Raw genomic sequence first — 11,270 nt, 5'->3', positions numbered from 1 at the left:
CCCCACCGATCCGGCCTTCGATACGGCCATTATATTCAGTCCACCTTTTGTAAAAGGCTCAAGTAACTCGGCCAACTTGAACAGGGCCTCGATCTCCTCTTTGGTGAGATCATCGATGGAGATAAGATGTTTCCCCTTGAGGTTGGTTTTCGCTGCCGCGCTCTCAAGGTCGATCAGGGTTCCCATTTCTGCCATTAGCGATTCCTCCTAATGTCCTTGAAGATCAGTTCCTAATGCTTGAACTGTACGTCTCTATTGACATCTTTGTAGTAGATGTACCTGGCTGGTATGGCTCCTGTGCAGTAGAACGACTGTGGAGTGAAGGGGGCCATCCAGATGAAATCCCCTGCCTGGACCTCATACCAATGTTTCCCCAGAAAATAGAGCCCCTTTCCCTCTAGTATGTAGAGCCCATGCTCCATGATGTGTGTCTCTATGATGGGCAGAGACCAGCCGGGCTGAAAGGTAAAGATGTTCATGGCCATATCGAAGGCCGGATCGGTGGGGAGTAACGTTTGGAGATGTGCCCCCTCCAGGTTCTGGTAGACGTCTCTCGGTACCTCTCGCTCATTTTTGAGGAGGAAATGCGGTCTCGCTATGCCAGCTGGCTGGTATGGTTTTTTCAGCAGCAGGAAGCGGAAGCACTCGCCAGAGGTGTGGCTGATTTGGAAAGTTGTCCCGGGTGGTAGGTAGGCGTAATCACCGGGAGATAATCCGTACGATTGCGCCTCCTTGAGCAGCTCCCCCGTTCCTTCGAGTACGAATAGGAATACCTCCAGTTCTTCTTGAAGGGGCTGCGCTGTACCCCCGTTTGGGCGCATTTCGATGAGGTACTCGGCGAAGCCAGCGCCCATGGCCGGAGCAGCCATGATCTTCGTGACGGTCTCCTTAAAGATAGGGAGGGCACTATCCACCAGCCCCTCAGGAGGAAGGATAGCGAAGTCCTTCTGGACAATCGCCCGGCTCACCAGGAGGTTCGTTTGTCTCATCGTTCGTCCTCTCCTAATACATCTTAGAATGTTGAATATCCCCCCAAATCCGCCGAAGGCGGATTCAAGGTGCCCTGCGGGCCTTCTTTGTTCTTCCTGCGGAAGGAGGGCACATCCCCAGACCCGCCACAGGCCCGCCACAGGCCCGCCTTCGGCGGGCGCCCCCTTGGAACCTCTGTTGTTTATCACTCTACTTAACCTGGATTTGGTCGAAGCGCTCCAGATTGAGCCTCTCGATGAGAGCTGACTTTTCTCCCGTCACAACGTACTTGGCCAGGGCCGTCGCAACCGCGGGGGCCTCGATCACACCGTTCCCCCCGGGTCCCACGGCTAGGATGAGTCCCGGCACAGGACTGTCACCAAGAATTGGCATGCCATCCATAGTGACATCGCGATAGCCTACCCAACTATTGGCCACCGCAGACTCCAGCAGTCTCGGGTAGTACTGGGATAGCTGCTCCATCAGGAAGTCGAAGAAGTAGGGCTCTGTCCCACCAGTCATCGGAAGGGTATCGGGATCGAAAAGTCCCGCGTCCTGCTTGTTGCTCAGATCCACAGTGACGTGGCTCTTGCAGATGAACACGTTCCCCTTCTCGGGCCTGGTGTAGAAGCGGGGATACTTTAGAATCGGCAGTGCATAACCCAGGGGCTCCTTAGGCTCCAGGATGAAGACCTCGGCCTTGGTGTGCCAGAGCGGCAGCTCCAGCCTGGCCAACCTGCCCACGAAGCGTGACCAGGGCCCCGCGGCGAGGATGACGACGTCGCAATCGAAATGACCCTTGTTGGTATCGACTCCGCTAACACGCCCTCCAGATGTTGTGATGCCCGTGACGGCAGTTCCGATAAGGACCTTTGTGCCCTGGCTGCGCGCCTTCCTGGCGTAGGTCACGGCCAGCGCGGTGGCATCAAAATATCCGTCATCAGGCGTATACCCTGCTCCGAGAATCTCTTCCAGGTTCAGGTCCGGAACGATCTTGCGTATGTCGTCAGAGTTCTCGAGGTAATCTGCGTGGAAGCCGGCCTCCCACGCCAGCTGCACGTGTCGCTTTACGAAGTTCGCGAACTCCTCCGTCGGTGCAACAACAAGGGTGCCACACTTGTCGAAACCAGTGGAGCCTGGTTCTTCTTTCTCCATCTCTACGAATGTCTGGAAGCCAAACAGCCTCTCTGGGAAGAACTCCTCCGTGACAGAATCGTCCATAAGGCACACGGTCCCTGCCGATTTGGCCGTAGTTCCCGAACCAATAGTGTTCTTCTCGAAGATGGTGACATCTACTCCCTTGTACAAACTCAGGTAATACCCGATGGAGGTGCCAAATATGCCCCCCCCAATGATCCCAACCCGCATGTGTGTCATTATCGATTACCTCCTTGTTTATAGTTTCTGCATGTAAGGCAGACTTGATAGACGCTAGCTGTGCGTCTCTCTAGATGATTCGTTTCTTAAGCGCCTCGATCAGGGCTGGAACGTACTCATACAGGTTGCCCACGACCCCATAATCGGCCTGAGTAAATATGGCGGAGTCCTCATCGTTGTTGATGGCGGCGATGATCTTCGACTGCCTGATGCCTACCATGTGCTGGATGGCTCCTGAAACACCCACCGTGATGCAGAGGTCGGGGGATACCTTTTTACCAGAGAGCCCCAGCCATTCAGGAAACCAGTCTCTATCTGAAGACAGGGGCCTCGTGCAGGTCATATGCCCCCCGAGTAATGTGGCTAGCTCCTCGAGCATCTTGAGATCCTCCTTTTTCTTGATACCCTGTCCTGCATCCACGATTACGGCTGCCGTCTCGATTCGTTCGCCCGACGTCGCCTTGGGCTCCACGCTCACCACCTTCAGTCTGGGTTCGGTGATCTCTAGGGGAAACCGCACGACTTCGGCGTTGCGGTCGTTTACTTCCTTCTTCTCGAAGGTCCTGGGCAGCACAGTGGCTAGAGCTGGTTTGCTCTTACAGTGGTAGCTGGCATTCGCTATCCCGCTATAGACCATGGCCTTGATGATTATCTGGCGGGATTGCGCTTCCACGTCGAGTCCAACGCAGCCTGAGACGCAGCCAACCTTGAGTCGTTCCGCCACCCTGGGAGCTAACTCCAAGCCACGCTTTGTAGCTCCGAGCAGGATGAGTGCCGGCTTCACCTGCGTACTCAGGGCCACGAGGGCATCGGTGTACGCCTCCACGTTGAAATGCTTTAAGGCGGGATTTTCTATCATGTAGACCTTATCCGCACCCCAACGAGACAGGTCAAGGGCAGCGGGCTCTACGTGCTCCCCCAATACGACCGCGGCCGACCACACCTTCAGTGTGTCGGCGAGCTCCCGTCCCTGGCCCAAGAGCTCCAGAAGTGTCTCTCGATCCTCGCAAACTGCAATTATCCCTGTGTATGGCTCAGACATATGCTGCGACCCCCAGCACGCCCTCTTGAAGGAGGAGGGCGATTAACTCTTCGGCTGCATCTGTAGGAGACTTACCTTTGATAAGGAACTGCTTCCGCTGCACCTCAATACCTTCGATATCGAGGGTTTGGAGTGCGGAGAGCTCCTCAAGCGTTCCTCTGGAGAGCCCGAGATCCTCCTCTGTCTTCCATAGCTCGACCTTCTTGTTTTTGGCTTTGAGCATATCCATCAGGGTCGGTTTTCGTGGGATGTTAGTCTCCTCGGTCACGGTGATGAGGGCGGGCAGAGGTGCCTTGACTATCTCGGCGCAATCCTCCAGATGTCTCTTGGCTACCACCGACCCGTCCTCTATAGAGAGCGCGCGGGCATATGTAATTTGAGGGATCCCCAGCCTCTCAGCCAGGCGGGGACCCACCTGGTAGGTGAAACCATCATCGCTCGCCTCTCCGCACACCACCAGGTCAACGCCACTGAGCTTCTTCACAGCTGCGGCCAACACTTTCACTGTGGCCTGGGCGTCGAGCTGTCCATCGCAGGGGTCCTCGACCAGAATAGCCCCGTCCGCGTTCATAGCCAGGGCTTCCCGGAACGCTTCCTTGGCCTCCAGCGGACCGAAGGTCAGGATGTGGATGGTACCACCGTATTTCTCCTTCAGCTGAGCGGCGGCCTCCAGGGCGTTCTTCTCTACATCGCTGATCTTCTTCGGCACTCCTAGCAGACGGGGTTTCTTGGTTGCTGGGTCGAGCTTCACCTCGCTCACGTCCAGCGCGTACTTGACGCAGACGACGATTTTCATTGACACCACCTCGGCTCAACTTTTAAGAATTAACCGTAGCGGAAAGAGATCCCATAGCTACCCCTGGGATTCTTCCATTCGATGCAGGTCCTGCCCCCCACATTACAGGCGATTATGCACGTACCACATTCAAGGCAATTCTCGTGGTTGGCTATGATCCTGTCCTCTACCAGCGAGTAGACCCCGGCTGGACAGACGGTCAGGCAGGGCTTGAGCTCGCACGACGCACAGAGCGCCTGGTTCACCTTGATGTGGCCCTGTTCGTCAATCACGTACTTGTCTAATCCAAGCAGCTGATCCAGGGTCAGCACCTTTCCCTTCATACCCCTATCCCCCTGGCCACCTGCACGAGGTCTTTGGCCATCTCAATCATAGAAACCTGTCCCTTCATCTTTTCCCTGAGCACACCGAAGGCTTTCTTTCTCGGCGTGGTATCCACCGAGAAGAGCTCTTTCATCGTGGAGCAAAGCATGTCCGGGTACGTCTCGAAGAGCCGCTTGTTCTCGAGAAGAGGATAGGCTTGTTTGAAGGTTTCCAAATCCCTATAGACAACGTTCTCCTTGAGCGTCTTTTCGTAGGCCGACAGGGCGGCTCGCGAGAAATCTCCCTTCTCCTTGGCGGCCAGCACGGTTTTGGCCGCTGCTACTCCTGAGGCGATAGCGAGGTCCATGCCCCTGAGCGTGAGCACATTGTTCAAGACCAGGCCGGCGGCGCTTCCTACCAGCAGGATCCCATCCCCATACAGCTGGGGAATCAGGTGAACACCGCCCCGGTGTACGGTTTGGGCAGAGTACTCGACGACTTCGCCCCCCTGAACCAGGCGCGAAATGAAAGGATGTGACTTGTACTCCTCGATGATCTCGTGGGCCTTGAGCTGGCTATCTTTGAGCGAGCTGATCTTGGCCACAAAGCCAAGGGAGAGGGTCGTCTTGTTCGTGTAGAGGAAGCCTCCCCCCTCCACCCCGCTCGATTGCCCGACCATCGTGAAGGCGGCTCCCTCACCAGGGGAGCAGTTGAAGCGCTCGTTTATGGTCGCCTCTGGGAGCTCGATTACTTCCTTTAGACCCAAAGAGACGTCCTTGGGGTTGAAATCCCCTCGCAGTCCAGCCTCTTTGGCCAGGAGAGACTTGGCGCCCTCTGCGTCGATAACCACGTCTGCGGGTATCTCGTCAGGTCCAGCCTTGATCCCGGCTATCCTCCCCTTCTCGACCAACAGCCCGTCCACGGTAATTCCTGGAATAAGCGTCGCACCAGCTTGCTCAGCCTTTTCGGCCAGCCAGCGGTCAAACTTAGCTCTCAACACGCTGAAGGCGTTGTATGGTGAATTTGCCGCTCCGGTGTCCGTGTAATGCAGGGCAAGGGCCGAGTCCTCTCCCAGGAAGACGATGCTGTGGGCGGTAATAGCCCGCTCCACAGGGGCTTCTTCCCAGAAGTTGGGGAATATCTCGTTCACGATCCTGGAGTAGAGGAGGCCCCCCGACACGTTCTTGCTTCCGGGGAACGTGCCTCTCTCAACCAGAAGGACTTGAAGCCCTTCTTTGGCCAAGAGGTAAGCAGCTATCGAACCTGCTGGGCCTGCTCCTACGACTACAACATCAAACTTGTCCACGACCTATTCCCTGCGCAGAATGTATGCGCGTCTGCTGCGCGCCTTGTATTGCGGCTGCATTAACTTGTCTGCTATCTGACAAGCAGACGTATTATAGCATAAAAAAAGGAAATGTCAAGCTTGTCTGGGCTCTATGATTAGGTTAGAATGTCAATTGTGTTAAACAAGTGCTATCGCTTGGCCGGCATCATTTTTGTGATCCTTCTCTTGCTGGCCCTCGGTGCCTGCGCTGAAGGTCAGCCGAATAAGAGAATAAGGCTATCAGCGGTAGAGCCAGGACTATCCAACGCCCCTGGCCAACCGGGTAGGCTGCCCCTGCGGGTGGCCATAGCCGGGGTTATCTCCCCGAAGGAGACCCTGCGTACTTATAACGAGCTATTGGCTTACCTGGGACAGAGATTGGGCCGACCGGTACAGCTGCTCCAGCGTTCGACTTATGCTGAGATCAACGACCTGGTTAGATCCGGAAATGTGGATCTGGCTTTCATTTGCAGTCAGGCCTACGTTGAGGGGAATCAGGACTTCGGGATGGAGCTTCTGGTAGCCCCCCAGGTGCGGGGACAGGCTGTATACTATTCCTATGTCATCGTGCCCTATGATAGTCCGGCCCAAAGTCTGGCTGACCTGCGGGGTAAGACCTTCGCTTTCACCGATCCCATGTCCAACTCCGGCCGTCTATCGCCCACCTACATGCTGCTCCAGATGGGTGAGACGCCCGAATCCTTCTTTAAGAAGTATATCTTCACCTATAGTCATGATAACTCTATCGTAGCCGTGGCTGAAAAGCTGGTGGATGGGGCGGCGGTGGATAGCTTGGTCTATGACTATACCCTCGCCCGTGATCCCCGCTATAGCGCCAGGACGAGGGTTATCGCCAAATCGCCACCCTATGGCAGCCCTCCGGTGGTAGTGCATCCGGCCCTGAATGCTCAGCTTAAGGCCCAATTAAGGGAGTTGTTCCTCTCCATGCATGAGAGCGAGAGGGGACAACAGATCCTGCAAGGCTTACTGATCGATCGCTTCGTGATCCCCGATGAACATGCCTATGATACCGTGCGGATGATGCTCATGAAGGTGAGGCGGCAGGGTGAGAGCAGGTAGGCTCTGGGCGATTTTTTGGTCAGTAGCCGGCGCTGTCAGCGTGCGGGTAAAAATAATGGGCATCGTCTTGGGCTTGGTGCTTCTTCTCGGGCTGGGCGTTACCCTCCAGGTGCGGCTGAGTATGAATGCGATGCTGGGCGACGAGTTGGCCAAGCGAGGCATCTCCCTCACCAGGGATTTAGCTGCCCGCAGCGCGGACCTGATCCTGACGAATAACACCTTTGTGCTCTACGAGCTCTTGCGAGATACTCTGGAGAATAATCCGGACGTCCGTTACGCCTTCATCCTTGATGCCTCTGGTAATGTTCTGCTGCATACCTTCGGCACAGGCCTCCCCGTGGGCTTGGCCGAATCTAATGCAGTGGGTCCTAAAGAGCGCTATCATTTGGAGGTGCTTGATACGGAGGAGGGCTTGATCCGAGACATCGCCGTACCAATCCTGGATGGACGAGCCGGAACGGCTCGTGTTGGTATGTCGGATCGTCGCTTGCAAGGGATGCTGGCGGCCACTACGCGCCAACTGCTGATTGCCACGGCCCTGGTCTCTCTGATGGGCGTCGTCGCGGCCTATTTATTGACCCTCGTCCTCACCAGACCGATCCAGGAGTTGGTTGAGGTGACCAAAGCGGTCGTCAGAGGCGATTGGGGACGACAGTCCAGCGTCTGGGCCAGAGATGAGATCGGCCATCTAAGCCTTGCCTTCAACGCTATGACCCAACACCTGGCCCTGTTTAATCAACAGATTCTTCAGAGCAACAAAGAGCTCGCCGCTCTTAATGAGGAACTCCAGCGCAAAGAAGAGCTACGCCGCCAGCTCCTGTCGAAGGTCATTAATGCTCAAGAGGAGGAACGCAAACGCATCGCCCGCGAGCTACACGATGAGACAAGTCAGTCCATCGCCTCCCTTATGGTGGGTCTGAAAATAATAGAAGGGGCGACACGTCTGGATGAGGTTAAGGATAAGACGGCTGAGCTGCGCTCCACAGCGTCCAGAGTTCTTGAAGGGGTGCATGACCTCGCTCTGGAGCTACGGCCCAGTGTGTTGGATGACTTAGGATTGGTGGAGGCCCTTAAACGCTATGTGAAGGAATACAGCCGCAAGCACGGCATTGAGATTGATTTCCACAGCAGTGGTCTGGAGGGGGTAGCTTTGCCCCCGGAGATGGAGACATCCCTCTATCGCATCATACAGGAGGCGCTCACCAATGTGGCCAGGCATGCCCAGGCTGCTACGGCCAGCGTCCTCCTGGAACAGCGAGAGGACGCGATGGTGGCTATCATCGAGGATGACGGTAAGGGTTTTAATGTAAAGAGGGTCATGGGTTCCAGGTCTAAGGAAAGAAAGTTGGGACTCTTCGGCATGCAGGAGCGGGCCTCTCTCATCGGAGGCAAGTTGACCATCGAATCCCAGCCGGGGTTGGGTACAACAGTCTTTGTCGAAGTGCCACTGGATGGGATAGGAGGTGGGGTGGATGGCTAAGATCCGTCTCCTTATAGCGGATGATCACGCTGTGCTGCGTGCTGGCCTGCATTTGCTCCTGAATGCTCAGCCGGACATGGAGGTGGTTGGTGAGGCGGGCGATGGTGCAGAGGCCCTGGAGAAGGCCGACGTGCTGCGTCCAGACGTCCTCCTTTTAGACCTCAGCATGCCCGGAATGGGCGGCCTGGAGGCCATTCATCATCTTAAGAGGCGCTGTCCGGAGGTTAAGATCCTCATCCTCAGTATGTACGATGACGAGAGCTACCTGCGTGAGGCGCTGCGAGCGGGGGCTGCAGGCTACACCCTCAAGAAGGGGGCAGATACGGAGCTTCTTGCAGCCATTCGGGCCGTCCAACGGGGTGAAATCTTCCTCCATCCGGCCCTAACAAAGGTGTTGGTTGGGGACCTGCTCCGGAAGGAATTGGGCAGAGAGAAGAGAGCCACCACGCCGGCTGGTTATACAGCCCTTAGTGAGCGGGAACGGGAGGTACTGCGCTTCCTCGCCCATGGTTATACCAACCAGCAAGTAGCTGATCGGCTCTTTTTGAGTCTCAAGACGGTGGAGACCTACAAGGCCCGGCTGATGCGTAAGTTGGGGCTACGCAGCCGGGCGGACTTGGTCAGATATGCTATGCAGCAAGGGTTGTTGCGCCCAGACCCTTAACCCCTAGAGCAGTATCGTTTTTGAGAGCGTTGAAGCTCTCCCCCAAACCCCCGCAGGGGACTCAAAGTAGCCCTGCGGGCTTTTTTGTGGGGTGCCCTCACCCCCTGGCCCCCTCTCCCGCTTTGCGGGAGAGGGGGGAGTGAAGCTAGGGCGGAGCCCTAGAACCCTCCCAGAAGGGGGTGATCCCCCTTCTGGACTACCCCCTTTAAGAGGATGTAGCGCGGGGGCTCGTCCCCCCGCTTGCCTCCTTATTCCTCGGTAAGGTATCCCCCCACGATTGGGTAACCTCTTAGGCTATGTCAGGTTTTTTCCTCCAGTCGTGTTATAAAGTAGCGTTTTCCCCGACGACTCTGGCCTCAAATCCCAGGCTTTTCCCGACAGACGAAAACAGGTGTCTGTTTTAGAATCACCTCAGGGCGAAGAAGAGATCTCTCTGTGAGAGTTCTCCAGCACAGCGAAGGAGGGATTAGTATGGCAAAAAGATATGTGATGGTCATCGACTTGCGCCGTTGTGTGGGTTGTCACGCCTGCTCTGTAGCCTGTAAACAGGAGAATAACGTCCCCATCGCCACCTTTCGGGCGTGGGTCAAGCAAGTAGAGAAGGGGGAATATCCCAACGTACGTAAGTTGTCTCTACCATCGCTATGTAACCATTGCGCCAGGCCCATCTGCGTGCAGAACTGCCCGGTGCAAGCCTCCTATCAGCGGGAGGATGGCATTGTGCTTGTCGATTACGATCGCTGTATCGGCTGCAAGTATTGCATCGCTTCTTGTCCTTACGATGCCCGTTTCGTCAACCCTGTCCGCAAGGTGGTGGAGAAGTGCACCTTCTGTGTCCACCGGGTGGAAAGGGGGCAACAGCCGGCCTGCGTCGAAACCTGCATGACTAAGGCGCGCACCTTTGGTGATATGAATGACCCGCAGAGTGAGGTCTCTAAACTCATTGCCACCAATCCGGTGAGCCCCTTCAAACCGGATAGTGGCACTGAGCCTCAGGTCTTTTACATCTTTCCCGATCAATTCGTTATGGACAGACGCGGCACCGATCCCCAGTACATCCGCTACTATCATCGGGATCTTAAAGAGGAGGTGGGTCTGAGTGAGGAAGACGTTCGGGAGAGGTACAAGATCCTTGAGGGACTCTCCTACGCCGATCGGTTCTATGACTATCGTCTCGCCAGCAATCAACCTATTAGGTAAGGGAGATTAGGGAGGTGTAACAAGATGGACCCTCGTGATTTAGTGACCGTGGTCTATAACGTGCCCCATATCGTACCCCTTAAGAGCAATATAGCTACCTACTTTTTCCTCACAGGTGTCAGCGCGGCCTCCTTTCTTATCTCTACTCTGGCCTACGTCTTCGGCCTGGAGAGATTCAAGGCCGCCGGTCGGGTGGGGGCTATCCTTGCTCCCATCGTGTTGATCATCGCCCCTCTATTTCTGCTCATTGACCTAGAGCAGCCCCTGCGCTTCATACATCTTCTCTATATGTTCAACTTCAGGTCACCAGTGACCTGGGGTACCTTTCTACTCATCCTTTATCCCATCAACTGTTTGATCTATCTCTACTTCATTTATCAGGTGGAGGGACCGGCGCTTCCCATCTTCGGCGGAGGCCGTAGCTTGGCCGAAGGGGTGATGGCGTATCATGACCCTAAGGCTGAGGCCCTGATGAAGTTCTTCGGTAGCCTGGGCATTCCGCTAGCCATCATGGTGCATGGCTACACCGGTTTTATTGTTGGTCTGGGGCAAGGGCGGGCCATGTGGAACGTCTCCTTGATGCCCATGTACTTTCTGGTGTCGGCCATGGTTTCGGGCACAGCCCTCCTGATCGTGGTCTGTGTCCTTAAGGAGAGGCTATGGGGTGATAACCCGCTGGTCACCAAGTACTTCCCCAAGGTGACAGATGACGTCATCCGTGATCTAGGGAAGATCCTAGCTGGGTTCATCCTGCTTGATTTCTTATTCATCCTCTCCGAAGTGTTAGTGCTTACGGCCTCTCGTCCTGATGACTACGCGGCCGCCATGCTACTGTTGCGGGGCAGTTTTGCGCCGCTCTTCTTAGGGGTAGAGCTGTTGCTCGGCTTGTTTCTGCCGCTGGTCATTCTGGTTATGCCGAAGCTGAATAGAAACATGTTCGCCCTATCGGCGGCTTCCCTGCTGGTGCTAGTTGGCATCTACGTCATGCGCTATGTCACCGTAGTTGGTGGACAGATGATCCCGCTCAATTAG

Annotated in this window: 11 protein-coding genes and 1 pseudogene; 5 read left to right on the top strand and 7 right to left on the bottom strand. The window is 55.7% G+C overall.

Features of this window, described 5'->3' with window-relative positions:
* From M1136_09420 to M1136_09390, 7 genes are all read right to left on the bottom strand, one after another.
* The coding region (locus M1136_09420; GenBank protein MCL5075846.1) for a hypothetical protein at positions 1-195 on the bottom strand (195 nt) is incomplete at its 3' end.
* Between the two features lie 35 nt (positions 196-230).
* Positions 231-989, bottom strand: a complete 759-nt coding sequence (gene allE / locus M1136_09415; GenBank protein MCL5075845.1) for a (S)-ureidoglycine aminohydrolase — start codon at positions 987-989, stop codon at positions 231-233.
* Positions 990-1,179: 190 nt separating this feature from the next.
* A complete protein-coding gene (locus tag M1136_09410; protein ID MCL5075844.1) occupies positions 1,180-2,346 on the bottom strand; it encodes an FAD-binding oxidoreductase in 1,167 nt (388 codons plus the stop codon).
* A gap of 70 nt (positions 2,347-2,416) precedes the next feature.
* A complete protein-coding gene (locus M1136_09405) occupies positions 2,417-3,388 on the bottom strand; it encodes an electron transfer flavoprotein subunit alpha/FixB family protein (protein ID MCL5075843.1) in 972 nt (323 codons plus the stop codon).
* Positions 3,381-4,184 (bottom strand): electron transfer flavoprotein subunit beta/FixA family protein, encoded by an 804-nt coding sequence (locus M1136_09400; GenBank protein MCL5075842.1) that lies wholly within the window; start codon positions 4,182-4,184, stop codon positions 3,381-3,383. The genes M1136_09405 and M1136_09400 overlap by 8 nt, the downstream gene beginning before the upstream one ends.
* A gap of 29 nt (positions 4,185-4,213) precedes the next feature.
* A complete protein-coding gene (locus M1136_09395; protein MCL5075841.1) occupies positions 4,214-4,507 on the bottom strand; it encodes a 4Fe-4S dicluster domain-containing protein in 294 nt (97 codons plus the stop codon).
* Positions 4,504-5,793 carry an FAD-dependent oxidoreductase gene (locus M1136_09390; protein ID MCL5075840.1) on the bottom strand — a complete coding sequence of 430 codons (1,290 nt, stop codon included), beginning with the start codon at positions 5,791-5,793 and terminating at the stop codon, positions 4,504-4,506. The genes M1136_09395 and M1136_09390 overlap by 4 nt, the downstream gene beginning before the upstream one ends.
* A 147-nt stretch (positions 5,794-5,940) precedes the next feature.
* Between M1136_09390 and phnD the strand changes: the two genes are divergently transcribed.
* The 5 genes and pseudogenes from phnD (at position 5,941) to nrfD (ending at position 11,270) form a co-directional block, all read left to right on the top strand.
* On the top strand, positions 5,941-6,894 hold the full coding sequence (gene phnD, locus M1136_09385; GenBank protein MCL5075839.1) for a phosphate/phosphite/phosphonate ABC transporter substrate-binding protein: 954 nt from the start codon (positions 5,941-5,943) through the stop codon (positions 6,892-6,894).
* Positions 6,881-8,374: a histidine kinase gene (locus M1136_09380; protein MCL5075838.1), complete on the top strand. Its 1,494-nt coding sequence runs from the start codon at positions 6,881-6,883 to the stop codon at positions 8,372-8,374. Before phnD ends, M1136_09380 begins: the two co-directional genes overlap by 14 nt.
* On the top strand, positions 8,367-9,038 hold the full coding sequence (locus tag M1136_09375; protein ID MCL5075837.1) for a response regulator transcription factor: 672 nt from the start codon (positions 8,367-8,369) through the stop codon (positions 9,036-9,038). The genes M1136_09380 and M1136_09375 overlap by 8 nt, the downstream gene beginning before the upstream one ends.
* A gap of 471 nt (positions 9,039-9,509) precedes the next feature.
* Positions 9,510-10,058 (top strand): annotated as a pseudogene (locus M1136_09370) (4Fe-4S dicluster domain-containing protein).
* A gap of 204 nt (positions 10,059-10,262) precedes the next feature.
* Positions 10,263-11,270 carry a polysulfide reductase NrfD gene (gene nrfD, locus M1136_09365; protein ID MCL5075836.1) on the top strand — a complete coding sequence of 336 codons (1,008 nt, stop codon included), beginning with the start codon at positions 10,263-10,265 and terminating at the stop codon, positions 11,268-11,270.

Source organism: Chloroflexota bacterium (genome assembly GCA_023475225.1).
GTDB lineage: Bacteria > Chloroflexota > UBA6077 > FW602-bin22 > JAMCVK01 > JAMCVK01.
This window is presented reverse-complemented; position numbering and strand designations above follow the sequence as displayed.